Origin of the sequence: Pelosinus baikalensis (assembly GCF_020819555.1) — a bacterium.
GTDB lineage: Bacteria > Bacillota > Negativicutes > DSM-13327 > DSM-13327 > Pelosinus > Pelosinus baikalensis.
Window position 1 is genome coordinate 59832 of the sequence record NZ_JAJHJB010000009.1, and the last position, 25374, is coordinate 85205.

General features: G+C 37.2%; 22 protein-coding genes and 1 other annotated feature. Of the genes, 5 read left to right on the forward strand and 17 right to left on the reverse strand.

Features of this window, described 5'->3' with window-relative positions; genetic code table 11:
• Positions 1–203 precede the first annotated feature (203 nt).
• The gene (locus LMF89_RS08685; RefSeq protein WP_229534698.1) at positions 204–830 is read right to left on the reverse strand and encodes a LysE family translocator; all 627 of its coding nucleotides are present in this window, start codon (positions 828–830) and stop codon (positions 204–206) included.
• Positions 831–1143: 313 nt separating this feature from the next.
• Between LMF89_RS08685 and LMF89_RS08690 the strand changes: the two genes are divergently transcribed.
• A complete protein-coding gene (locus LMF89_RS08690) occupies positions 1144–2181 on the forward strand; it encodes a glycosyltransferase family 9 protein (RefSeq protein ID WP_229534699.1) in 1038 nt (345 codons plus the stop codon).
• Positions 2182–2294: 113 nt separating this feature from the next.
• On the opposite strand, the gene LMF89_RS08695 is transcribed toward LMF89_RS08690, so the two are convergent.
• The 7 genes from LMF89_RS08695 to map form a co-directional block, all read right to left on the reverse strand.
• On the reverse strand, positions 2295–3338 hold the full coding sequence (locus tag LMF89_RS08695) for a TIGR00266 family protein (protein ID WP_229534700.1): 1044 nt from the start codon (positions 3336–3338) through the stop codon (positions 2295–2297).
• 269 nt (positions 3339–3607) lie between these two features.
• Positions 3608–4684: a tartrate dehydrogenase gene (locus LMF89_RS08700; protein WP_255711121.1), complete on the reverse strand. Its 1077-nt coding sequence runs from the start codon at positions 4682–4684 to the stop codon at positions 3608–3610.
• A 104-nt stretch (positions 4685–4788) separates the two neighbouring features.
• Positions 4789–5214, reverse strand: a complete 426-nt coding sequence (locus LMF89_RS08705) for a MarR family winged helix-turn-helix transcriptional regulator (protein ID WP_229534701.1) — start codon at positions 5212–5214, stop codon at positions 4789–4791.
• Between the two features lie 266 nt (positions 5215–5480).
• Entirely contained in the window at positions 5481–6755 is a 1275-nt protein-coding gene (gene serS / locus LMF89_RS08710) for a serine--tRNA ligase (RefSeq protein WP_229534702.1), read from the reverse strand.
• 62 nt (positions 6756–6817) lie between these two features.
• Positions 6818–7024 (reverse strand) — a binding site (T-box leader).
• Positions 7025–7245: 221 nt separating this feature from the next.
• Positions 7246–7725 carry an HIT family protein gene (locus tag LMF89_RS08715; protein ID WP_229534703.1) on the reverse strand — a complete coding sequence of 160 codons (480 nt, stop codon included), beginning with the start codon at positions 7723–7725 and terminating at the stop codon, positions 7246–7248.
• A gap of 291 nt (positions 7726–8016) precedes the next feature.
• Entirely contained in the window at positions 8017–9828 is a 1812-nt protein-coding gene (gene ftsH / locus LMF89_RS08720) for an ATP-dependent zinc metalloprotease FtsH (protein ID WP_229534704.1), read from the reverse strand.
• Between the two features lie 161 nt (positions 9829–9989).
• The gene (map, locus tag LMF89_RS08725; protein ID WP_229534705.1) at positions 9990–10742 is read right to left on the reverse strand and encodes a type I methionyl aminopeptidase; all 753 of its coding nucleotides are present in this window, start codon (positions 10740–10742) and stop codon (positions 9990–9992) included.
• 294 nt (positions 10743–11036) lie between these two features.
• Here map and LMF89_RS08730 point away from each other — a divergent pair, with 294 nt between their 5' ends.
• On the forward strand, positions 11037–11906 hold the full coding sequence (locus LMF89_RS08730) for a class I SAM-dependent methyltransferase (RefSeq protein WP_229534706.1): 870 nt from the start codon (positions 11037–11039) through the stop codon (positions 11904–11906).
• 312 nt (positions 11907–12218) lie between these two features.
• On the opposite strand, the gene LMF89_RS08735 is transcribed toward LMF89_RS08730, so the two are convergent.
• Both LMF89_RS08735 and LMF89_RS08740 read right to left on the reverse strand, forming a co-directional pair.
• Positions 12219–13391 (reverse strand): ATP-binding protein, encoded by a 1173-nt coding sequence (locus LMF89_RS08735; protein ID WP_229534707.1) that lies wholly within the window; start codon positions 13389–13391, stop codon positions 12219–12221.
• Positions 13392–13678: 287 nt separating this feature from the next.
• Positions 13679–14290 carry a class I SAM-dependent DNA methyltransferase gene (locus LMF89_RS08740; protein ID WP_229534708.1) on the reverse strand — a complete coding sequence of 204 codons (612 nt, stop codon included), beginning with the start codon at positions 14288–14290 and terminating at the stop codon, positions 13679–13681.
• Between the two features lie 656 nt (positions 14291–14946).
• Here LMF89_RS08740 and LMF89_RS08745 point away from each other — a divergent pair.
• Positions 14947–16599: an ATP-binding protein gene (locus LMF89_RS08745; protein WP_229534709.1), complete on the forward strand. Its 1653-nt coding sequence runs from the start codon at positions 14947–14949 to the stop codon at positions 16597–16599.
• A gap of 76 nt (positions 16600–16675) precedes the next feature.
• Here LMF89_RS08745 and LMF89_RS08750 read toward each other — a convergent pair whose 3' ends face one another.
• From LMF89_RS08750 to LMF89_RS08760, 3 genes are all read right to left on the reverse strand, one after another.
• Complete coding sequence (locus LMF89_RS08750) at positions 16676–17155, reverse strand: GyrI-like domain-containing protein (RefSeq protein ID WP_229534710.1); 480 nt, start codon at positions 17153–17155, stop codon at positions 16676–16678.
• Between the two features lie 90 nt (positions 17156–17245).
• Entirely contained in the window at positions 17246–17707 is a 462-nt protein-coding gene (locus LMF89_RS08755) for a DUF3887 domain-containing protein (protein ID WP_229534711.1), read from the reverse strand.
• Between the two features lie 137 nt (positions 17708–17844).
• Positions 17845–18426 (reverse strand): DJ-1/PfpI family protein, encoded by a 582-nt coding sequence (locus LMF89_RS08760; RefSeq protein ID WP_229534712.1) that lies wholly within the window; start codon positions 18424–18426, stop codon positions 17845–17847.
• A 268-nt stretch (positions 18427–18694) separates the two neighbouring features.
• Between LMF89_RS08760 and LMF89_RS08765 the strand changes: the two genes are divergently transcribed.
• Both LMF89_RS08765 and LMF89_RS08770 read left to right on the forward strand, forming a co-directional pair.
• Positions 18695–20356: an ATP-binding protein gene (locus LMF89_RS08765; RefSeq protein WP_229534713.1), complete on the forward strand. Its 1662-nt coding sequence runs from the start codon at positions 18695–18697 to the stop codon at positions 20354–20356.
• 220 nt (positions 20357–20576) lie between these two features.
• Entirely contained in the window at positions 20577–21746 is a 1170-nt protein-coding gene (locus tag LMF89_RS08770) for a cyclic nucleotide-binding domain-containing protein (protein WP_229534714.1), read from the forward strand.
• Positions 21747–21922: 176 nt separating this feature from the next.
• On the opposite strand, the gene LMF89_RS08775 is transcribed toward LMF89_RS08770, so the two are convergent.
• The 4 genes from LMF89_RS08775 to LMF89_RS08790 form a co-directional block, all read right to left on the reverse strand.
• The gene (locus LMF89_RS08775) at positions 21923–23158 is read right to left on the reverse strand and encodes an LL-diaminopimelate aminotransferase (protein ID WP_229534773.1); all 1236 of its coding nucleotides are present in this window, start codon (positions 23156–23158) and stop codon (positions 21923–21925) included.
• Between the two features lie 126 nt (positions 23159–23284).
• The gene (locus tag LMF89_RS08780; RefSeq protein WP_229534715.1) at positions 23285–23689 is read right to left on the reverse strand and encodes a MarR family winged helix-turn-helix transcriptional regulator; all 405 of its coding nucleotides are present in this window, start codon (positions 23687–23689) and stop codon (positions 23285–23287) included.
• Positions 23690–23970: 281 nt separating this feature from the next.
• Positions 23971–24708 carry a DUF169 domain-containing protein gene (locus tag LMF89_RS08785; protein WP_229534716.1) on the reverse strand — a complete coding sequence of 246 codons (738 nt, stop codon included), beginning with the start codon at positions 24706–24708 and terminating at the stop codon, positions 23971–23973.
• A gap of 194 nt (positions 24709–24902) precedes the next feature.
• Positions 24903–25328: a MarR family winged helix-turn-helix transcriptional regulator gene (locus tag LMF89_RS08790; RefSeq protein ID WP_229534717.1), complete on the reverse strand. Its 426-nt coding sequence runs from the start codon at positions 25326–25328 to the stop codon at positions 24903–24905.
• Between the last annotated feature and the right edge of the window lie 46 nt (positions 25329–25374).

The following is a 25374-nucleotide window of genomic DNA, read 5'->3' on the forward strand; positions in this document are numbered from 1 at the left end:
ATCTTCATTACGATTCGTAAAAAAACCTCAGAAATTATTACGTTCTTTAAACCAAAATCCAGGATTTCGCAAAAATGCTTGAAATCCTGGATTTTTTAGTCATATTATACTCATACATGCGGGTTGAGTTTTAATGACAGCCTACCTTTGAATGATATCGTCTAACGTCTTTAAATCCATTACCTTAATAATGCAGCTTAGTTTCATCGTTCAACCGTTAAAATTTTTACCCCCAAAAGCAAATAAATTCCCCCGCATACTTTGTTCATCATATGAGTCGCTCGACTTCTTTGCCGAAGGAAATTTGTCATACCAGATGAGAAAAAAACGAGTAGTAAGCACCAAAGAGTACCGGTTGTTACGAAAGTTACTCCAAGGAGTATAAAAGGTAAAATACCATAGCTATTCTCTAAGACAATAAACTGGGGAAGAAAGGACAGAAAAAACAGGGCAACCTTGGGATTGAGTACACTGGTTAGAAGCCCCTGCAAATATAGATCTTGATTAGACATGACTTCTCCATTAGGTGAAACCAGCGTACTATTTTTTGCAAGTAAAGTAGTGATACCTAAATAAGCAAGATAGAAAGCACCGGCTATTTTGACAATGGTAAATACAAAATAAGATTGAGCTAGGATGACAGATAATCCCAATGCTGCAAGTAAGGTATGAACTAAACCTCCTGAACTAATACCTAATGCAGAATAAATACCCGCCCTACGACCTTGTGATATACTGCGACTTAAAACATATATAGTATCCGGTCCAGGAGTTAGATTCAGTATGATACCCGCAAGTAAGAACATCTCATAGTGAACGATTCCAAACATGGTCATTCCTCCTTTATCACTTCTTTATTCGTTAGGACATTCGAATTATTACATTAACAACAGTATGCTATCACAAATAATTCTTCCAATGCCACTGCTAATAGTTGCAAACCTTTAGCTGAAAACCCTTTTTGGTAAATTTCAGTCTTTACCGTTGCATCTGAAGCAAACAACATGATGTCCAATATATCCCACTAATTCATTTTAAAACTTCTGATTCGTATGGACATTGTAGCCAAGTCTTTTCTGGTTATAACACCCAGGGAAATTAGGACAGATTATTGGAATAATATTATCAAACAATCTTGGCGGGGTGATATATTTGTTGCTTGATCAATTTCTTAGTCATCAAAAGTTACCAAGAATCCTAATCCTTCGTTTAAGTTCTATTGGTGATGTCCTGCAGGCTTCACCCGTCGCTCGTGAACTCCGAAAGGCTTTCCCTTCTGCATATATATCTTGGCTGGTAGAGTCGAAATCACAAGAAGTCATTCAAGATAATAGTAATCTTGACAGCATTTTTGTGTGGCCTCGCAAGGAGTGGAACGACGAGGCAAAAAAAACAGGCGACTATCATGCTTTAGTCAGAAAAAATCTGGCCTTCGTTAAGCAAATACGAAAGGAGAAGTTTCAGGTCAGTATTGATCTGCACGGAATGCTTAGAAGTGGGTTACTAGGCTATCTCAGCGGTGCTAAATACCGACTATGTTTACCCAACCCTCCGGAGCATGCCGAATACTTTGCTAATGTTAAAGTGAAGACTGAAAATTTTCCTACCGTGTTCTCACGGTATTTGAGTGTTCTAAAAGAATTCGGCATTCATAGGACTGAGCCCGAAATGGAAATGCAGATTTCATTATGCGACGAACGATTTGCTATGGAATTTATGGCGAATCACGGTCTTAAGGAGAGAGGTTTCTTTATACTTAATCCTGCGACAAGTCAACCAGATAAATGCTGGCCTACAGATAAATTCGCAAGGTTAGGAGATATGCTGGTAGACACATACCAGTTGCCAATACTAATCTTTGGTGCTAAAAGCGATCGCCCTCTTACTAAAAAGATAATAGCTGGAATGAGACACAAACCCATCGATGTTACCGGATTAGTCAATCTAAAGCAACTAGGAGCCATAACAAAACAAGCACGTACATTTATCTCCGGTGATACAGGCCCCCTCTATATTGCTCAAGCAGTGGGAACGCCTACTGTTGCTATATTTGGGCCGACTAATGCCAACTACTATAGCTTAGGAAAGAAAAATCATATTTTCATTCAGGGAAGGGATGCACGCACGAATAACGTAACTACTATTGAACTTTATCGTGCCGTAAGACAGTTAACGCTTTAAAAGTATTTACTAACTCACTTTCGCTGAGAAAAAGGAGACGACATTTCATCGATGCTTAAGGACCTGTTTGACAAAACCCTGCAAAAAATGGTGGAAGCCGAGATGGATACAAATTACTCACCGTCACCGCCAAGGAAACTGCCCAGACCACCAAGTATGGTGCCTCCTAGAACAGCCTTGCCAAGCACACTTCCTTCCTCTCTACTTCCGCCTCTCTGCGGCGCTGCTGCCAACATCCGCCCAGCCAATCGAGAAAAGGGCAGTGATTGCAGCCAAATTTTCCCTGGGCCTTGTAAAACGGCAAAGAACAATCCTTCGCCACCAAATAAAGCACTCTTGATATTTCCCGCTTGTTGAATATCGAACTGAACACTAGGCTCAAAAGCTACAATACATCCAGTATCAACGTGTAATACTTCACCCGACTGAAGTTGACGCTCGACAATAGTACCACCAGCATGCATAAACGCGAGACCATCGCCCTCAAGTTTCTGCATGATAAACCCTTCACCGCCGAACAATCCTGTCATGATTTTACGTTGAAAATAAATCCCTACTGAAACACCTTTTGCTGCACATAAAAAACTGTCTTTCTGACAAATTATAGAACCGCCAATTTGCGCTAGATGCATCGGTATGATGTTGCCGGGATAGGGCGCGCCGAAAGCGACTTTAGCTTTGTTATAACCACGGTGAGTAAAAACAGTCATAAACAGACTCTCGCCTGTCAGCAATCGTTTACCAGCACCCACTAGCTTATCAAACAAGCCTCCTTGGCTGCTTTTAGCCGATCCATCGCCAAAAATAGTATCCATTTCTACGGCGCTGTCTTTGTACATCATGGCTCCAGCTTCCGCTATCACGCTTTCACCAGGATCAAGTTCCACTTCGACAAACTGCATCTCAGTGCCAAATATTTTATAGTCCACTTCATCAGAAGTGCGAGTACGTATAGTCGGAGGAAGCACACTGCGTGCTGGCGGACCAGATGCATTAGATGATGCTGCCGCTAATTCAGCTATTTTTCCAATGGGAATCCACTCAGGAAATCCTTCCCTCCAAGCTAGACCATTAGAATTCGCTTTTGCATAGCTCCTTGCTTGAGTCGCGGTCAGCGGGCCAAATTGCTTACCGTCATAATCTAAGAACCACTCCATTTTTATTCCCTCCTATTTTCCTATTTTCCTATTTTCCTATTTTCCTATTTTCCTATTTTCCTACTATTATATGGCAAAAAACATACGGGAGCAAATTCCCCATACATTTCACCTTCCCTAGAATTATTCCTTTTAATACCGACATCATGAGTATCTCTAAATTCGTTTCCATAGACACCAAAATTAGGCATCTAACGAATAGAACATGAAATTATTGATAGTAAGAAATTGTATCTATATAGAAGAGGTCGTATAAAAATCAATTTAAATTAATTCTTTTTCATGGCACAAATGGCAGATACAACGGCATCACCAACTTCATTCGTCTTAGCTTTTCCGTCCAAATCCGGCGTCAAGCATTCATTCTTAACTAATACTTGTTCAATCGCTGTTAAAACGATTTTTCCCCATTCTTCCTGTCCAAAAAAGTCAAGCATTTGACTAACTGACCAAATGGAAGCTATAGGATTGGCAATGGCTTTTCCAGCAATATCAGGCGCAGAGCCATGAATGGGTTCAAACATAGAAGGATATTTACGTTCTGGGTTCAAATTTGCACCGGCTGCCAGACCCATACCACCAGTAATGGCGGCTCCTAAATCGGTAAGTATATCGCCAAAAAGATTAGAGGTCACGACAATCTGAAAGCGCCCAGGATCTTTTACAAAAAACATGCTGGCTGCATCAACCAGATAGGAATAGGTTTTTACATCCGGATATTCTTTGCTAACTTCTACAAATACCTGATCCCAAAAGACCATGGAATAATTTAAAGCATTGGCTTTACTAATGCTCGTGAGTGTTTTTCCTGTTTTCCGGGCTAACTCATAAGCATAACGGATAACACGTTCTGTTCCTTTACGCGAGAAAACCCCAGTTTGTAAAACTACTTCCTCAGGTTTGCCCTTAAATAACCAATCGCCTGCCCCTGCATATTCTCCTTCACTGTTTTCGCGAACGACAAGCATATCGATTTGGCCTGGCTGGACACCATTTAAAGGACAAGGCGCACCTTTTAACAATTGAATCGGCCGCAAATTGATATACTGATCAAAGCCTTTTCTGATCCTTAACAACAAATCCCACAGAGAAATATGATCTGGAACGCCGGGGTAACCAACAGCCCCTAAATAGATGGCGTCAAATTCCTGCAAACACTCCATGCCAGCATCGTCCATCATTTTCCCATGTTTAAGGTAGTACTCGCAGCCCCAGGGAAAGGTTACAAAATCAAATGAAAATGTTCCGTCTAGTTTTGCCACTTCTTTCAATACTTTTATACCTTCGGCCAATACTTCTGGCCCAATTCCATCACCAGGAATAACGGCAACTTTATACGTCTTCATGATAATTCCCCCTATTTAGTAAGTTTTAGCCTATTAGAAGTATCACTACGTAAATCAACAATTTTCAAAGCTATTCCCCCAATTGAATATTGTATATACCATCTTTATTCTCGTTCTTCTTTGAAATTCTTTAGTTCTTTCCAATCCTGTTCAATATTTTCACGCATTTTCTTTAACAATTGAAATACGGCTTCTTTTTCCTCTAAATTAAATCCATTAAAGCAGCTTTCAATATTCTGATTCTCTTCTTGAATGATATAGGAGTAAGCCTCCTTAGCTTTTGCTGACGGAAAAAGATGCCACATCCGTTTATCATCATTACCACGTTCTCTTCGCACATAGTTCTCATCCATCAGCTTTTGAACCGCCTTGGTTGTTGTTGCTTTGTCCACTTTCAATATATTAGAAAGTTCAACCAGATTAACACCAGGGCACTCGCAAATACGAGTCAGGAAAATAAATTGCCCTCTTTGTAATTTTATTTCTCGGAATTTTATATCACTAATAGACTGAATGCAGCGTGCAAGCATTCCAACTTCCCGTAAGACCTCATTTTTCAATTTGTTAATAAATAATTCCCCCATTACTAAATTGAGTTATTATTTCACTAATTATAACTATATAATTCTTTAGTTGAAATATCAACTTTTATTGCAATCCATTTACATTCTTCTCAATTCTATGGCAGTTTCTTATAAAAATAAATAAAGCCCCCTTCCCCTCCTAAGCAAAAACTAGCCTGAATCCTAATTACTATGGATTCAGGCTAGTTACCAGTGATACGCTCTAAGCTAGACTATTTCTTGGGAACAATTTTTTCAAGATTGTTCATATACGGTCTAAGTACTTTTGGAATGTTTACACTACCATCCTCGTTCTGATTCACTTCAAGTAGCGGTATCAATATCCTTGGCGAAGCAACGCCCGTATTATTAAGAGTATAGGCAAACCGAAGCATACCATCTTTATCTCGGTACTTGATATTTGAACGTCTTGCCTGAAAGTCGTTAAGCGTCGAACAAGAATGTGTTTCACAGTAGGCATTTCTACTAGGCATCCACGTCTCGACCTCGTGTTTTCTCACTTGACCAATCCCGATTTCCCCCGTACAAGCCAAAGCCACCCTATAGGGAAGTTCAAGAGCTTGGAGTATCTCTTCAGTATTGTTCAGTATCTCATAGTGAAGACGTTCGGCTTGCGCATCGTCAGCCCTGCAAAGTATAACCTGCTCTACCTTTTGAAACTGGTGTACCCTGTATAAGCCTCTTGTGTCTTTACCATATGTTCCAGCTTCACGTCGAAAGCACGTCGAATATCCAGCATACTTTTTGGGCAGCTCATCATAGTTTAATATTTCGTTCTGGTGGTAAGAAACAAGAGCAACCTCAGACGTACCAATAAGAAACAATTCATCTTCCTGGAGCTTATACGCCTGCTCATAACCAATAGGAAAATATCCCGTTCCCCGCATTGCACTTTCTTTAACCATCAAAGGTACAGTCATTGGAGTAAACCCTTTTGCTACAAGTCGATCTATCACAAATCGACATATAGCCATTTCCAACAATACCCCCTCATTCTTTAAGAAGTACGCTCTGCTGCCTGCAAACTTAACTGCCCTGGGTATATCCACCAAATCAAGAGCTTCTGTCAATTGAATATGATCCTTTGGAATAAAATCAAATTTAGGCATTTCCCCCCACTTTCTAATTTCAACATTATCTGCCTCATCCTTACCGATAGGCACTTCAATTGCTGGAACACTGGGGACGGTCAGCATTATATCATCAAATTCTTTTTTCATTACAGAAAGATTGCCTTCTAGACCCAATAATTTTCCTTTGACCGCCTTGACCTTTTCAACGATGGCACACTCTTCATTTTCCGTTATATCGCGAATTTGCTTTGACAAACTGTTCCTTTCAGCTCGTAAAGAATCCACTAATGTAGTTAGCTCCCTAATTTGAATGTCCAACTCCAAAAGCCGGTCAATGTCCGTGTTCATTAACTTATCGGTTACAGCCTTTTTAACATGGTCGGAATTATTTCTTATATAGTTAATATCCAGCATATTACCTCTCCTCCTGTTTAATATCATTCAAAAAAACAAAAAACCCTTCATCCTCAAAAACAATCAAGGACGAAAGGTAATCTTCCGTGGTACCACCTAGTTTAGTTAGAAATACTCTAACTCACTTTTATGCACGATAACCAATGCAACCGGTTTAGTTCCTCACTAACGTCTCAAGGGTGGATTTCATAATATCCTCTGGTTGATTTGCACCAAACATCAACTCTCTTATTCAGAGCATTTATTACATTTCCTATCATTGACTTATCATGTTAAAATTTCCAAATGTAATTTAATACATTTTATACTATTCTGCAAAATAATTCAAGAATATATTCACTGAATTTTTGAGAATTATCTAATATACTTACTGCAAGAAAAATGTTAATTTTCGTGAATACCACTATCGTAAAAGATATCGAAACTATATATGATAGAATTACTATACTTGAAAATTCTTAATAGAATCGTCCTAGCTATTCACCTCATTTTATAAATCTGCCCACTCCCTAACGCTATTTAATATTTCCAAAAGCCTATTATCAAATAGCTCTTGCTTATCTACTTTATATTTATTCCGGATAAAACTAAACAGCTTGCCTCCATCGATCTTATCGTTTGTACAGATATCTTCAGATGGAAAATCCAGCATCCACTTATACCTTGGAAATAAGTGAAAGTGGAAATGACTAGTTTCTTCACCTAAACTAAGTATGTAAACCCTATCAATGTCTTTTTGTTTAATAAGAACTTCAATTATTGCCTTAGAAAGGTTTGCTATTTGAGATAGCTCTTCTGGTTCTAATTGTTCCAACCCCTCCACATGCCTTACTGGTGACAGAATGAAATACCCGCCTATATTTATATCCAAACAATGGTGTAGGATAACAAAATTGTTCTTGTAGATAATCCCTCCTGGTGGTATTACTTCTTTATTTATAATCCGGCATGTAATACAAATAGTGTCCACCCCTAATCCCTTACTTTTAGTAACCTAACTCTACCTGGCTTAGATAAGTATAGTTTTAATTTACCAATTTTCATAATGGATTATTTGCTCAACTTTATAGTGCCCCCCAAGATCAAAACACGAGCTACTGGTAATAAAGAGGGGGCCAAGCGAATAGCAAATACCGTATTACCCTATAACATTTATATATACAATTTACATACAAAAAATCCTGCAATCATTTATATCTCGCAGGATTTTTCGCCATTACTAGTGATTCCGTTATAGCTGCGTTATCTTACTGGAACCCGATTAAGACATCGAAGTTACAATACGGGTAAGATCATCTCCTGAAATGACTTCCTTCTCTTTTAAAAACGTTGCAACCTCATGTAATACAGCAATGTGTTCGGTGAGAATCTGCTTAGCTGTATTTTGTGCTTCATCCAGCAACCGATGAATTTCTTGATCGATATGTAAAATGGTAGCAGGACTTAAATCCTCTCGTCCTGAAATCCCACTTCTTAGATAGGTCCCTGTAGTATTCGCATAGCGAACCGGTCCTAGCTTTAGGGACATTCCGAACTCAGTAATCATACGCCGTGCCATTTCTGTAGCACGTTCAAGGTCATTGGAAGCACCAGTAGAGGCTTCCTGAAAAATAATGAGTTCTGCCGCCCTTCCGCCAAGCATTACGGCGATGCGTGCCTTAAGTTCATTCTCTCCGATAAGATAGCGATCTTCTTCCGGCATCTGCATGGTATAGCCCAGCGCACCTTTTGCAGTTGGGATAATGCTGATTTTGTGAACCGGATCGGTTCCAGGAAGATAATAAGCAGTAAGTGCGTGGCCGACCTCATGATAAGAAACCTTAGACCGAATCGCATCGGAAAGGGGCGTTTTTCGCTGCAGCCCGGCTACAACCCGCTCAATAGCTAAATCAAAATCAGCCATAGAAATTGTCTTAGTCCCTTGCCGGATGGCTAACAAGGCAGCTTCATTGGCAAGATTGGCTAATTCCGCTCCTGAAAAACCAGCTGTTATCTTAGCGAGACGTTCGAGATTTACATCACCGCCAAGGGGCATGCTGCGAGTATGAATGGTTAGAATTTCAAGACGACCTGGCTCAGTAGGTAAATTTACTTGAATCTGTCGGTCAAAACGACCTGGTCGTATCAATGCAGCATCCAGGATTTCCGGTCGATTGGTAGCTGCCATGATGACCACACCAGAATTAGCCGCAAATCCGTCCATTTCCGCCAACAACTGATTCAGAGTATTTTCCTGTTCGCTGTTTCCGCCTATCCCTGCTACACTCGTCCGTGCTTGTCCAATGGCATCAATTTCGTCAATAAAGATAATACAGGGAGCCTTCTTTTGTGCCTGTTCGAAAAGATCTCGTACCCTTGCAGCTCCTACCCCGACAAACATTTCAACAAAACTTGAACCGGTAAGAAAGAAAAATGGAACTTCCGCCTCTCCCGCTGTCGCCTTAGCAAGAAGCGTTTTTCCTGTTCCAGGTGAACCGGCAAGAAGCACCCCTTTGGGCAGCTTCGCTCCCATTTTGCTAAACTTCTCTGGATATTTCAGGTATTCAATGATTTCCCGCAACTCAACTTCTGCTTCGCCGACCCCACCGACATCACTGAATTTAATACCAATCATTTCACCGTTAATCTCATGCGCTTTACTTTTTCCCAGAGACATGGCGTTAGGCCCACCGCCTCCCATCCGCTTAAAAATGAAGTACCAGATTAAGAATAAAGGTAGTAGGGGCAGAATAAATCCAAATAGGGTTGAAAATAAACTTTTCGTTGGAGCTTGAGCCGAAAAAGCTACTCCCGATGCAATCAGGCGATCCACCAAGTCTGGATCAGTGACTGCCACAACATTAGCGGCAGTTTCTTTTTGATTTTCCGTGGCTTTCAACGTAAAAACAATACGGTCGCCACTCAAAATAACCTCATTAATCTTGTTCTCCTTTAAATCCTGGAGGAAAACATTGTAGCTGACCTCTGTTTCGCGGATAATGAATGGTTTATAAACAAGATCGTTAAAGAGCCAAGTTGCCAGCATGGCGATAATAAGATACCCTGCGGAAAAACTTCGTTGTTTGTTATCCATATGATCCTCCTTTTGGACTTTTCTTATTATCATGTACATGATCGGGAGAAATTATGATTTATTGGAAAAGATTAAAAACCCGCAAAATTCGCGGGTTTAATCAGATTCAACTTGTAATTGTATGAGTCACTGCCAGCCCAGACTATCTATTGGCACAGATATTAGCATGATTGGTCCGTTAAAATAAGTGGTCCATTACTCGTAATAGCAATCGTATGTTCATATTGAGCGGAAAGCTTACCATCAACCGTTCTGGCAGTCCACTCATTCTCATCAATTTTACATTGCCACACCCCAGCATTAACCATTGGCTCTATTGTTATCACCATACCTTCTTCTAATCGAATACCTTTACCAGCTTTACCGTAATGAGGGATAGAAGGCTCTTCATGTATATGCGGTCCGACACCATGCCCTGTAAAATCTCTCACAACAGAAAACCCTTCCTCTTCAACAAAGGTTTGAATTGCGTATCCAATATCTCCCACCCGGTTACCAATCTGTGCTTGCTCAATACCTTTATACAAAGACTCTTTAGTGACTTTAAGCAGATGCAGTGCTTTATCTGAGATCGTACCGACTGCATAGCTCCAAGCGGAATCAGCAAGCGCACCATTATAATTAACCACCATATCAATTGTTATAATATCGCCATTTCTAAGTGGTTTCTTATTCGGAAACCCATGGCAAATCTCATCATTAACAGAAGCACAAATCGCATAGGGATATCCGCGATATCCTCTTTGCTCAGGTGTAGCTCTCCGTGCAGCTAAATAATCTTCAACGAAGGTATTGATTTCTAAGGTACGAATACCAGGTCTAATGATTTTCTGAATCTCTTTATGACAAGAAGCCAAAATTTCACCTGCTTCCTGCATCATTTTAATTTCTCGTTCACTCTTTAGCACAATCATGTGTAAACCCCCAGTTCTTTACTGCGATTAAAAACTTTATTATGCCTTTCTTCAACCACAAAAATACAAACTCCTGCAAAATTCCACACAAGTATCCATAATAAGATAGATTGTCAACTATCTTATTATGGATACTTTGCTGGAGTGGCGTATACTTCATAGTTTTTTGTAGGGATATTCTCTTACATATAAAGGGAATAACAAAGCTTTGGCGTAACTATATATTAGTTAAGCCAAGTCTATTTGTGAGTATTCTATAATAAGTTATGCTAAATAGAGAAAGGATGATACTTGATGTCCAGTAACCTAAGTTGGAAAACGGCCTTTCTAGTGGCATCCATGCGATTGATTGAACAGTACCAGCCAAAAGAAACGCAACTGTTTCATGATCCTGTTATTAAACACTTTTTCAGTAAAATCATTCTTTTCCAGATGAAATTCAAATTCATCAGGGATATGGAAATTCTATTTTCTGAACTCATGACAAAAGGTGCTTTTGGTGCATTAATCTGTAGAACTAAATATATTGATGATTTACTTAAAACAGCAATGACAAATGACATTGACCAGATCGTTATATTGGGAGCCGGCTTAGACACACGACCATATCGAATCCCAGGCATCGACAAGATGAAGGTAATTGAAGTTGATTTACCGATTATGCAAAATATAAAGAAGGAAAAGATACAAAAATTTCTTGGTGCAATACCTCCCCATGTCACCTTTACCTCCATTGACTTTAATCATCAAACTCTAGATGAAGTATTGAACGTTCAACAACTAGACTTCTCAAAACCGATTTTCTTTATCTGGGAAGGAGTTACTCCCTATCTTTCTAAAGAAGGTGTAGTAAGTACGCTCGAATTTATTTCAAAAGCCTCATCGGGAAGTGTAGTAGTCTTTTCATACATTTTGAAGAGTATCATCGATCAGACCTCCGATATACCGGGAGCAGATAACGTGTTGAACTATTTCGAGTCAAAATCTCACCCTTGGATTTTTGGACTTGATCCATTAGGTTTAACTGATTTTCTAACGCCATTTCATCTTACACTAGTCGAGGATATTGGAGCTTCCTATTATCAAGAAAACTATTTAAAGCCTCTAAATAGAAAATTGGCTGTATCAAAAATCGAGAGGATCGCCTATGCAAAAAGAATTTAACCTCTGTCACATCATTGGCAGAGGTTAAATTCGGTCAAATATTAGTTTCATCAAGCTATTTCAGTTTTTCCCTTCTACACTTACCTGATCCAGAAGCTAATGAACATTACAAAGATGGTAGGTTCTAGAAAGGTCTCTTTATTTTTCACTTCCCAATCCATAAGATCAAAGAATCTCGTATTATGAAAAAAGAATATACAAATGATTCCTAGTATCCTCAGCCAATCGACATAATAACATCGATCTCGCTCAATGGACTTTTCCATATTTCTCACAACCTTTATAGCTACATTGTAGTTTTCTTCGCAATGATTAGCTATTATAAATTCGTTTTAGATACCTATTAAATTGAGGTACTGTAAAATCGACTTCCCCATAGCTTGTCGCATAGATAAAACCTTTATAGATTAACTGTGCTCGAAGGGGTGAAATGCTTTTCACATTGGTATTCATTTTATTAGCGACTTGCGTAATCGTACATGGCACTTCACCACACGCAACCATTGCCAGCATGAATTCTTTTTCTTTCGGTGCAGCTCGATCATAGCGCACTTTGAAAAAACTATCATCCAGGCTTTTCTCAAATACGGGATACGCTTCCTGCACAGACGTAATATCGATATTTTTATTTTTTATGAAAGCCCAAACTTGTTTGCCATACTCCTGTAGAAAATAGGGATACCCTTCTGTAATGTTTAAAATCTCATGAATCGCCTCATCTGTAAATGTTACACCTATTTTTTTTGCTGGTTCCACCAGTGCCAACTTAGCTGCTTTAGGTTCTAGAGAGCCTATAGAAATAAAATTAAACAGTCGTTCCGCATAGGATTTTATATCTCCAGCAATTTTTGCAACTTTAGGCAATCCTGCCGCAAACAAGGTAACAGGCAGTCCTTTTTGGTTTACTCTATGTATAGCAGTAATTAATGCTTCAAATTCATCGTCTTTTAAATATTGTATTTCATCAATAAATAAGCACACTGAACTTTCACTATTTTTTGCAAGAGTCCCCATCGACACAAATAATTCCGTAAGATCATTTGCGAAATTTCCTGTATCCGATACACCTACCGCTGCAACCACATCTTCATTGAAACCGACACTTACCTCACCCTCTGGAGAATACGTAATCTTAAAAGCTTTTAGAACTGACATTGCTTTTTGAACATAACTTTTAGCTTTTTCCTTAACGCTCATTTGCTTAATTAATTTTTGTATATGTAATGAAATCGAAATTTTAAAAGAAGAACGTTCTGATACTTCAATATGCTCATATAAAACATCATTTTCTTCTGCGATATCTTCAATTTTATTTAATAGTACCGTTTTTCCAACACCACGTAAGCCATAGTAAATAACGGAACGAGTAGGATATCCATGGGCAACATAAGAAATCACTTCTTTTGCTTCCTCAATCGTATTATCACGACCCGCTAAATAATTGGGGACTAATCCAGCTCCAGGTGTGTAGGGATTTATAATCATACAATCACCTTCTTAACATGATTATTACCGCAATTATATCTTCATATTCGTAAAATAACAACTGCACCGTCAGAAATTACTTATATCTTCATTTTAAAATACTTTCCCTGTGGCTTAATATCTCAAGCAAAAAAGTATTGCGGGAGAACAGTTAACCATACTGATTATTTTCATAGAACTTCCTCAAAAAATCCATAAAAATAGGTCGAGGTAGCCGTAGAATACACGGCTACCTCTATTCATTTTATTAGGTCAAGATCAGAGCTTTGACGTTAATAAAATCATATTTACTTTCTCCCAATGGCTATAAACAATGAATATTGAAACTCGGCTCCATCGATGTTTTTTACATCATTGTAAAAGGTATGTGATTCTACTTCTTTATATCCGATTTGTCCCAAAACTTCTTTTAGCTGATTTTGATTAAAGCCATGATGCCCACTAAAATCCGCCTCTAATTTGTGAAAGCTACCATCATCTTCATCTAAATCGACAATACACAGATGTCCATCTGTCTTTAACAATTTATATAAGTTTGCTAAGGTTGTATCAATGTCAATGATATGATGCAATGCCATGGATGTATAAACTAAATCATATTTAGGCGTTAACAGATGGCCATCATCAATATTGTGTTGATAGGCTGCCATATTAGCTACTTTATTCTGTTGAATTTTTGAGTTTAAGTTTTCGATCATACCTTGGGATGTATCAATACAGGTTATATCTTTTAGCTTGTCATAAAGTTGAAAGCTAATAAGACCCGTTCCGCAACCAAATTCTAGGGCACTATACGACTTTTTAAGCTTAGCTGTATGAGCAATCTGCTCTGCAATGATCTTTGCCCTTTTTATTCTCTTTTCAGTATCCCAGCTTATAGACTGCATATTAAAATTCATCTTTTCCCTCTACTTTAATGATTTTTTTTTTACTACTGGTATCTTTGGTTTCAAAACCAGTATCTTTCAACTCAATAGCAAATTGCTACTTTCTTTCATTCATTTCCGAAGTTAGGATCACTTTTGTCGATTTACTTTTTATAACGAATCATTTTTTCTGTTTTTGAAATACAGCAGTCAATTCTGTTTGAGATATATTCAGTTTATGTTAACAAAAATTCTAATAAATTTATATCTCTACTAATCATCTTTCCACCTCATACTCAGTATAAAAGTAACGATATGCAAAAAAGTAGAACTTTTTTTCAATTTTTTTTGAAAATTCCTGCACTTATATATAAAACTAAAAATGAGAATGCACATATTACTCCATTGACTTCTTCTATAGCAAAAAATAAAATCCTGCTAAAATGAGATGCTCAACTAGCAGGATTTACATCAAATTTATATTTTTGTCATGATCATCGGAGCAGTAACCGAGGCACTTTCAATGATACTTGTTTCACCGCTGCATTATATCCAGAATGTAAAGAATAACTTTAATTTGTATTTATAGCAGCTCTTTCTTCCATTTACTAAAGAAGGATTTTAAAGTTTAGGGGCAGAATAGACAAAATGTGTAATAATTTGTAAATTAACTTTTACTAGGAGTAACTATGGATTATATTCAGTTATCAGTAATCGGTTCATCAATTGGTACGATTTCCATAATTCTAATTTACATATATCTATATGTACTGTACCGCGAACGCTACATGGGAATATGGGCAGTCGGCTGGCTCCTCCTACTCTCACGATATATGTTATTCGATTCAGGGCTACTCCCTTGGAAACAGTCTATTTTAGGTATGGCTACATATCAATCATTAATTATAGTCAGTGTTCTACTCTTTGTATGGGCAACTCATAGCTTTATAAACAAACCACTTAATAAATGGTGGGTATATGGATCTGCCATCACCTTTATCGTTAGTTTAACGATGGGCTTCCTTTGCTCATCATTAACTTATAAATTGCTGTTCCCTATCTATTTTGGCTGTTTTGTATGCATATGGATTGGTATAACTTTTATACGCCATTTACACTTGCAGGGAATTGGCAACTTAATTGCTGGCTATTCTTACATTTTGTGGAGCCTTCTTAATCTAGCTGCACCTATTGTACTTAATGATTCATGGTTTCTTCCTTGGGCTCACGCCATTGGCGGGTTACTACGCCTGTTCATAGCCATTGGTACTTTAATGGTATACTTTGAGAATACAAGAATCGATTTGGTAAATAAGGAAACTCAATATCGTTTGCTAGCAGAAAATGCTGCTGACATAATTTATTCCTATCAGATTTTCCCTAAAACAAAAATTAAGTATATCAGTCCATCCGTTCTGATACTCACTGGCTATTCCCCTGAAGAATATTACGCTGACAATCATTTAGTTTTCAATTTGATACATCCTGATGATCATTACTTGCTTAAAGGTTTCATCCGTAATCTTCCTAAGTCTATTGAATCACCATTAACATTGCGTCTGGTCCGAAAAGATAAAACGACCTTATGGCTTGAACAGAAGTGTACCCCTATTTATAATAAAAATAATAATCTCATCGCACTACTAGGTATTATTCGTGATATTACAACACGAAAATTAGAACAAGCCGCCGCATTGAATATGGTAGGAAATATGGCTGTTACGGTAGCTCATGAAATTAGGAATCCACTGACTACCATACGAGGATATCTACAACTTTTGGAAAAGAAGAACAAATATCAAAGCGACAAAGATACGTTTGATTTAATGATTGAAGAAATAGACAAAGCCAATACCATTATTCGAGAATATCTTGCTTTGTCAGGAGAAAAACTAGCCCATTTAGAGTTATGCTCTTTAAATTCTGTTATTGAGTCAGTGTTTTCTTTGCTAAAAGCGGATGCCATCGCCTCAAAGGTATCCATAGCTCTTGATCTGACTGACATACCAAATTTATTATTGGATAAAAACGAAATCCGTCAGCTGCTACTAAATCTAGTGCTAAATAGTATCGAAGCGATGCCCTTGGGAGGTAAACTATTTATAAAAACATTTCAAGAAAATAATACTGTTAATCTATCTATCATTGATCAAGGCCCTGGAATACCCCCATATATACTTAATAAATTGGGAACGCCTTTCATTACTACTAAAGACACTGGCACTGGCTTAGGTCTTCCAATATGTTACCAAATTGCACATAGGCATGATGCTTCAATTGATATCAAAACAAGTGAGCAAGGAACTTCCTTTTCGATCTATTTTAAAATTCCTGACATCTAGAATAGAACCTCTTTCTGGAGAGTAAATTTCTCCTGGAAAGAGGTTTTGTTTGGTGTCCCCATATATTAAACATTAATTATTTTTTTACTACTGGTATCCATACTTCGCATTTATAATCCTGTGCTGATGGATCTCCAGGGAAATATACTTCAATTTCAGGTGCATCCCCATGTTTAAAGTCTGTTGCAGGCAACCATTCCTGGAAGATTCTTTGCCACACAGTTTGTATTGCATGTGGCATGGGTCCTACTGATGTAAATACAGCCCAAGTACTCGCTGGGATTTCTCTGGTTTCAAGACCAGTATCTTTCAAATCATTCACATCTTCTATTGCAATCATGTAAGAAAATTGTTTTTTGTCATGTTCAAAATCCATACATATGCCCAATATATGTTGTCTGCTATCGATTGAACAAATTTTTTCATAAGTTCCGTCGGAATTACATGTATTCCACAATTCAGGAATTTGTTGTAGTTCTTGTCCCTCTTTCGTTGATACTTTGAATACTTTGCCGATAACCTTAAATGCTTCTTTTAGGACAATACGATGATCCATATTTTGCTCTCCTCTTACTATCATTTTTCACTGAAAACAATATAAATCTTTGGTATTATGTTTCCTCTCCACTGTGCCTTTATCATCTAATCATTCTCTTATCTTCTCTACAAGTTTTAAAGGGTTCAGCCAAAATCCAGCAATGCATGTTTTACCATCTTCTTGGGTAAAGACACTTCTAATCAATACAGGTTCTTGCCCTTGAGAAAACGTACCTTTATAAGAAACCGTAATGTAGTTTTCTCTAATTTCAATGCTCATAAATTCCTTGGAAAGATAAGTACCATATGTACCTTTAATCGTGGCATCAATTTCTCTAAATTTAGACTCTGGAACAGCTGCTTTCATTTGTGGACTAAAATTCCTACTATATTGATTATAATTACCTTCATTAAGCATTAAAAGCATATTTTCTGTAGCTGGATCGGCAATTTTCCGTATTTCCTCACCATAGCTCCATATTTCCTGACTTTCTCTGTTTTGTTTTGCCGCAAAGCAAGGAGTCGCCACACACACTAGTATGATCAATACAAATAAACATATCCTTTTCACAATTGCAATTTCGCCCCTTTCCCTCGTTCATATGTTAAGATTGCTTCAGTAGGTTCACTTTTTATATACAATATTCTTTTATATAGGCATACCACAGTCCTGCCATTGACTATTGCACATCAAAAGTAATATCCATTTCATAACGCATCAATATCTACAGCATATTCGATTTTATTGGCAACCTCTTTGGCGAGAACACTACCAAAAAGAATTTTAAGAATATAAAAGCCGAGTTCTAAGCCTGAGGTCACTCCTGCAGACGTAATTATGTTACCATCACGTACAACTTTGGCTTTTTCTACAGTAATTGTATTATAAGCTTGTAATTCTGCAAATGCAGAGTGATAAGTAGTCGCTTTTTTACCATCAAGCAATCCCATCTCCGCTAAAATAAATGCACCTGTGCAAACTGATGCAATATATTGAATCTGTTTTGACTGATGCAGGATAAATTTTTGAATCTCAGTATTATACATAGCTTCCAGACGCCCTTTACCACCAGGTACAACTAGAATATCTAAATTCGGACAAGTAGCAAATGAATGGTCGGGAAAAATCTTCATTCCATTATGTGCTTGTATTCGTTCCAACTTTTCAGCAATAAGAAATACCTGAGAGCTATCTTCCTTAATTTTATTGATATAACTTAATACCTCAAATGGCGCTACAAAATCCATCTCCTCTACTTGAGGGAAAATAAGAATACCGATTTTAATCATATATAACGCTCCTCCAGTCCTTAGCTGCTTGTCTTTATAAGGCAAAATATTGACTACTATACTCATGGAAAGCTAGGTATTTTCTTTTTCTCAGTTCCTTATATTATATTTCATCACGCATATTTTACCAAGTCCTGTAATTTTGATTTATTCATTTTTTAAAGAAATGATAAATTTTGTTAGATATTTACCGTTTTAAAAAGGAAAAATTCAACTTTTGTGGTATAATTCAACTGCAAATAATTGTATCTATAAATTAGGAGAAGTTATGGATTATTTTCGCATTATGATAATCGGCACAATCGCAGGAACACTTTCAATGATACTTGTTTATATTTATTTATATTTTATGTATCGCGAACGCTATATTGCGATTTGGACAATTGCTTGGTTTATGCTCTTACTGAGAAACATCTTTTTTGACTCTGGGATATTTGATTGGAAACACTCCCTCTTCCCCTTTATGATCTATCAAATATTATTTATTGGATGTAGCTTAACATTTGTATGGGGTACCTCTATCTTTGTTGGTCGAACTTTCAAGAAATGGTGGGTGTATGGAGCCGTCAGCGCTTCACTATTAAGCATTTTATCTTTTTTATTGGAATTTCCTATCCTCTATAAATTAATACCGCCTACTTGGTTTGCAGGCATAGTATTAGCATGGATAGCCATAGCTTTCATCCGTTATGTGGACTTAATCGGAATTGGTAGAATCATAATTGGCATAGCCTTCGCCTTATGGAGCATTCTTACTATAATTATGCCATTTTTCTTTGAAACCTTTTCTTATTTGATCGCTATCACCGGCGGTATTTTAAGGCTACTTATTACCATTAGTACTGTAATGGTCTTTTTAGAAAGAAGTAGCAGAAATTTAATTAATAAGGAAGCTCGTTATCGCTTCTTGATGGAAAACGCCATTGATGTCATTTATTATTACCGTCTACTGCCAATCGCAAAACTTGATTACATCAGTCCAGCGATTTTTCCTATTACGGGCTATACTTCCGAGGAGTATTATGCAGACGAAAAATTAGTTTTCAAATTAATATATCCCGATGACCGTGACGTATTTGATAATTTTATGAATACCCCTTCCCAAGCTAATAAGTTACCTATCACATTGCGCCTCGTTCGAAAAGATAATACCATATTATGGATAGAACAACAATGTATCTTAATTTATGATAAAACGGGTAATCTGGCAGCAGTGGAAGGTGTTATTCGCGATATTACCTCTCGAAGAACATTGGAACAAGTCGCCGCAAGTCTTGATCGTATGAATATGGTAGGAAATATGGCCGTTACTGTAGCTCATGAAATTAGAAATCCAATGACTACCATACGAGGATATCTGCAATATCTGGAAAAGAAGAAAGAATATCAAGGCGACAAAGGTACATTTAATTTGATGATTGAAGAAATAGATAGAGCCAATGCTATTATCCGTGAATATCTTGCATTGTCGCGAGAAAAACTAGCCAATTTAGAACTATGTTCTTTAAATTATGCTATTGAATCATTGTTCCCTTTAATAGAAGCGGATGCTATTGCTTCGAAAGTATCCGTAACTCTTAATCTTACTAACATACCAAAATTATTATTAGATAAAAATGAAATACGTCAGCTTTTACTAAACCTTGTAAGAAATAGTATCGAAGCGATGCCCCTGGGAGGTAAACTAGTTATAAAAACATTCCAAGAGAATAATAATGTTATTCTGTCTATATGTGATCAAGGTTGTGGAATCCCCTCACATATACTCGATAAATTGGGAACGCCGTTTATTACGACTAAAGATACTGGCACTGGTCTAGGCCTTCCAATATGTTACCAAATTGCACATAGGCATAATGCTTTAATTGATATCAAAACCAGTATGCAGGGAACTATAATTTCTATCTATTTTAAAATTCATACTACCTAGAATAAAAACCCCTTTCCAGAGTAATTTACTCCTGGAAGGGGTTTTTAGCATTTATTCCAGAGAAATCCTTAATTATCTATAAATTAATACATTTTTTTTGCAAGGGTTAATTACTGTTTCTCCGTATCCCCCTAATTAGGGGGTGATAGTTATGAAAACGTAACGCTATTTTACAAATCGTCTTACGCTAATGGCTATTATTAAAAGGGAGAGACAAATTATGACAATTAATCATTCAGAAACAGTATCTCACGTAAAGGAAGATTCAAAAACAGTAACTCTGGGTATTGCCACGACTCCAGAGGAAAAACTAGAAATTTATCGTTTACGTTATCAAATTTATGCTGAAGAAATGTCCAAGAAATTCCCTAATATGGATCATAGTAATAAATTATTATTTGATGAGCTAGATGATTGGGGCGTACTTCTATACGCTAAGTCTGGATCAGAAATGATCGGCACATTAAGAATCAATATAGGATTACTTTCAGATTTCTCCCCATTTTGGGTACAAGTTCTTTCCTTAAAAAGGTTTACACAATTTAGCAAAAACAATCAAAAATTTGCATACACCTCAAAATTTATGGTATCACAATCTTATCGAAACTCAACTGTATCTTATTTGCTTTCATCAAAGAGTTATGAACTTTGCTGCAAAGAGCAAGTACCATTTAATTTTGGTGTTTGCACGTTCCATTTATTGCGGCTCTACGAACAATTTGGCTTCCGCCGTTTTGGAAGAAATTTCGTTGATGATGGTTATGGCTTGCTAGCTCCTTATGTCTTATTGGTAGATGACATTGAACATTTACGAACGGTACGCTCGCCTTTTTTTCGTCAAGCACGGAAAAGAAATTGCTTGGACAATCAAGCCCTAAAATGGTTCAATACAGAATTTATCGAAACTTCAAATATAATAAACAGTCAACTAGTCAGCCAAGAAGATTTATGGATGTTTTTACATGCTCGTTTTGGAGCTTCACCTAATCAAACGATCCCTCTATTACAAGGATTATCTGAAGAGGAGGCAATAAAGTTCATACATTGCTGCGGCATAGTCGTGCAATGTCTTCCAGGCGACCATCTTACTTTTCAAGGTGATACAAGTTATGCACTCAATATCTTGATTTCCGGCAATCTAAAGTCAATACATGCATCACAGTCAGATAGTCATGTCATCTTACCCGGACAATCTTTCGGCGCAAACGGTTTAGTTCATCATCCAATGCACACAGAAGATATTATTGCAGTCACAGATACAGAATTATTGGTACTATCCAGCTTGGCTTTCCCAAAATTCCTCCACTCTTATCCCGAAATTGCAAATAAAATAATACAAAACCAAAAGAAGAAGTTGACAATAAAGCTAGATATAAAAAACGTTAAATAACTAATTTTATCTAATCACTTCTCTTTAGCCAATCACAAATAAAATTACCGCTACGCTTGATACGAGGAATAGTACAAGTCGTAGCGGTAATTTACTAATATCAAGTAATAGTAGGCTGTTAGACTGACTCATAATCAGCCCTCGTCTATAAGTAAAATCCTTGCTCCACTCATGTATTAAAAAACAAAATTAACTTCACCTAAGCGCTCTGCTATCTCACTAATGATCTTTTTCTCTTCCTCTTCATTCTTTGCTTCAAAAGTAACGGAAAGTCGAATATATGCTCCTGCGTCATCCCATGGAACTGTCGAAATTAGTTTTTCCCGAATTAAAAAATCCGAAAAATCCGCTGCTGATACAAAACATCTTCCATCTTTAGTACGTTGGGGAATGGCAACATACAGGTAAAATGATGCTTTAGGCTTGCTGACTGAAAAACCAATACGTTTTAATGCATTTACTAATAATGTATGTCGGCGGGAATATTTCAAAGCTGTTTTTTCCGTTATTTCAGGATGCTGCAAACAATAAACACCTGCCTTTTGGATTGCAGCGAACTGACCGGAGTCATTATCATCTTTGATCGTTGCAAAACCTTTAATCACGACTGGATTGCCACATACAAAAGCCAGTCGCCATCCAGTCATATTGAACGCCTTGGATAAGGAATGAATTTCTATTCCCACATCTTTAGCACCTTCCACAGACAAAAAGCTAAGCGGGCGCTCTCCTTCAAAAGTAAGTGCTGCATAGGCAGCATCGGATACAACAATAATCTTGTTTGCTTTAGCAAACTGTACGACTTTTTCAAAGAACTCTTTAGTCGCTGTAGCTCCGGTTGGATTGTTCGGATAGTTAATATAGAGCAATTTCGCTCTATGGCGTTGTTCTAAGGTCAAGGAATCTAAATCAGGCAAATAATTGTTTTCAGCTAAGAGTCGTAAATTGACCACCTCTCCCCCTAAGCCTTTCGTCATCGTTCCCATAACAGGATATCCAGGCACCGTCATAATCGTAATATCACCAGGATTAATAAAAGCTAGCGGCAAAAGTGCCAAAATCGACTTGGAACCAATTCCATGATTCACTTCATTAGCTGAATTAAGACCATGCACTTGATAAACATTCTCCATATACTGAACAGCAGCATCCTTAAATTCTTGGATGCCATTATCAGTATACCCTCTATTTTCTCTCAACTTAGCTTGATTGTATAGGACTTCTACAACGTCATCCTCTGCCATCCAATCTGGTTCACCCACTCCAAGATCAATCAATCTCACATTAGGATTGTTTTTACACGCCTCTCTTTTGGCTCGTTTTATTTTTTCAAATTTGTATAGCACTGCATCGTTGCCGAAATTACTTCCACCGATTCGCTCCGCGAATAATTTCTGAATAAAATTTTCCATCACACTCAATCCCTTCCTTTTATTTAATTGATTGACTCCTGTGTCATTTACTTCATTTCCTATAGATGTCTACTATTTGTATAATACAAATATCCTACCAAACCTCTCTAATACATTCTTTGACTATTAATACTTGGCTTTTTCTAAAGCGGTTACAAGCAATTCTACCGCCCCCATGACTTCGCGAACATGACCACGCGGCAGGTTCGATATGATATCTTTATAATAATTTTCAATGCTTTTCTGCAGTTGCAGCGCAATCTCTTTACCTTTCTCCGTAAGAACTGCCTCTACAACTCGTTTATCAGATACCCCTCTTTTACGAAGGATAAGATCATCCCGAACTAAATTGTTCATAATTCTAGTAATTGTACTAATTTCAAGGTGCATTTTTTTACTAATTTCATTAATGGAAAGACTCTGGTGTTTATATATTTCTAGTAATATATAACATTGAGAGCTGGTAAAACCAGATATTTTAATCTGTTCTCTCTCAAAAATTTGAAACGTTCGTACCGTCTTTTGCAGCAACTCACCTATGTCTTCTACACAACGATTGTATTTTTCTTCTTCACTAACTATTTCTTTTCACTCCCCATCGTCTTATAGTTATTTGTATCATACAAATAACTATTTGTCAATTCCAGGATATACTGTTCACAGGCTGGAATTATCGTTATTTTTAAAACGTCATTTTTAAATAGTTGCACAAAATATAATTCTAACAGCGAAGTTCATCATTAGTTTTTACACTAACTTGAACCTCGCTGTCTCTTTTGAACTTACATTATTTATTTTTAGATACACTTCATTTACTTCTTTTCTATTCTCGCCGCTACTCTGTGCCACAAATGTTTCTCTAGGAAACTTCCTTCTATATTTTCTTCCAGGTCCAGAAACATCTTATATGGAACAGAAAATGACAGCATATCAGCTTCGACCATGGGGCGCACTGTAATATCAGTCAAGCCCACTACCCCTCTTGGATTTTCCTTCTCTGCTTCCGCGTAGGGTACAAGAAAAATAGACTGACACCCTGAGCTAAAAGGTATCATTACATTTTCAATTCCCGGTCTATAATAGTTTGCAAGTACCGTAAGTGCCGATAGCTGATCTGTATTCACATAAAATATAATTAACTCAGGTACTTCGTTCGTCACCTCAACTTGTGACAAAGGCTTAAAGATGACATACTGATAGGGAATATCAGTTATTGGTAAGCACTCAACGAAATTTCCCCCTAGCTCTGGATCTTTTAAATATCCTTCTCCCTCAAATAGTCCACTTTTACCAACTGACAAAAAATATTCAATCCCATCTGGATAATTAGGAATTTGACCAAATCCTAATCCTGCTTTGCCCCCAGGACATCCTGTGGTTTTACGTTCAAAAACAGATGTTTTCCCTTTGGCTGCTGCAATCAATAACGGAATGGTACAGCTCCACAGCCCTTCTTTACTCTGAAGTGCCCCTTCTGGTTTTTCATTACTTAGCAAAACAGCTACTGGTTCATAACGCAAACTCAATTCTTTCACTAAACGACTCTCCATGTTCTTTACCTCACTTTATTTTATATTTCTATAATGAAATTCTAAAAGTAGTACTGTCCTCTACTAGAATATCTATATAAGTGTGGTTTTAAACAGTCTTTATGTCCTTTCAGTAAGCTGCGTTTCTAATGAGCAGGAATGATTCCCATGATTATCAATTTAGTTGTCACAGCAACTAAATTGATAAAAAATAACTACGTGAGATTATCATATATTTGATTTAACAGTTTTTTCATTTCTAGGACTTTATGTTTTTCGATTCCTATTGCTGCCGTCTCTAGTAATTGCATAACTTTAGGAATTAATTCCTTCTTTAATGCCCAGCCTCGATCCGTCAAAAAGATTTGATAAGCTCTTTTATCGATTGGATGAAGTCTTCGTACAATCAATTCTTTCATTTGCAACTTTTCAAGAATACGGTTAGTATTTGGCTTATCTTTAAAGATACGATCTGCTAACTCTTTAGGAGTAACACCTTCTTGTTCCCATAAACAGTTGAGAACAGCCCATTGCTCTGGCGTAACATCATATTCTTTGAATCGCTGAAATAATTCATTCTTAAGTTTTGTATTCGTCTTATTTAGAATAAATCCCAATGAATCATCTAATTTAAAATTCAATTTATATCACCACTCTAGTTGTCTTGACAACTTTATTATACTCACA

Coding starts and splice junctions, on each gene's coding strand:
- LMF89_RS08685 (WP_229534698.1), bottom strand. CDS start 830: ATGTTTGGAATCGTTCACTATGAGATGTTCTTACTTGCGGGTATCATA.
- LMF89_RS08695 (WP_229534700.1), bottom strand. CDS start 3,338: ATGGAGTGGTTCTTAGATTATGACGGTAAGCAATTTGGCCCGCTGACC.
- LMF89_RS08700 (WP_255711121.1), bottom strand. CDS start 4,684: ATGAAGACGTATAAAGTTGCCGTTATTCCTGGTGATGGAATTGGGCCA.
- LMF89_RS08705 (WP_229534701.1), bottom strand. CDS start 5,214: ATGCTTGCACGCTGCATTCAGTCTATTAGTGATATAAAATTCCGAGAA.
- serS (WP_229534702.1), bottom strand. CDS start 6,755: ATGCTGGATATTAACTATATAAGAAATAATTCCGACCATGTTAAAAAG.
- ftsH (WP_229534704.1), bottom strand. CDS start 9,828: ATGGATAACAAACAACGAAGTTTTTCCGCAGGGTATCTTATTATCGCC.
- map (WP_229534705.1), bottom strand. CDS start 10,742: ATGATTGTGCTAAAGAGTGAACGAGAAATTAAAATGATGCAGGAAGCA.
- LMF89_RS08730 (WP_229534706.1), top strand. CDS start 11,037: ATGTCCAGTAACCTAAGTTGGAAAACGGCCTTTCTAGTGGCATCCATG.
- LMF89_RS08735 (WP_229534707.1), bottom strand. CDS start 13,391: ATGATTATAAATCCCTACACACCTGGAGCTGGATTAGTCCCCAATTAT.
- LMF89_RS08740 (WP_229534708.1), bottom strand. CDS start 14,290: ATGAATTTTAATATGCAGTCTATAAGCTGGGATACTGAAAAGAGAATA.
- LMF89_RS08745 (WP_229534709.1), top strand. CDS start 14,947: ATGGATTATATTCAGTTATCAGTAATCGGTTCATCAATTGGTACGATT.
- LMF89_RS08750 (WP_229534710.1), bottom strand. CDS start 17,155: ATGGATCATCGTATTGTCCTAAAAGAAGCATTTAAGGTTATCGGCAAA.
- LMF89_RS08760 (WP_229534712.1), bottom strand. CDS start 18,426: ATGATTAAAATCGGTATTCTTATTTTCCCTCAAGTAGAGGAGATGGAT.
- LMF89_RS08765 (WP_229534713.1), top strand. CDS start 18,695: ATGGATTATTTTCGCATTATGATAATCGGCACAATCGCAGGAACACTT.
- LMF89_RS08770 (WP_229534714.1), top strand. CDS start 20,577: ATGACAATTAATCATTCAGAAACAGTATCTCACGTAAAGGAAGATTCA.
- LMF89_RS08775 (WP_229534773.1), bottom strand. CDS start 23,158: ATGGAAAATTTTATTCAGAAATTATTCGCGGAGCGAATCGGTGGAAGT.
- LMF89_RS08785 (WP_229534716.1), bottom strand. CDS start 24,708: ATGGAGAGTCGTTTAGTGAAAGAATTGAGTTTGCGTTATGAACCAGTA.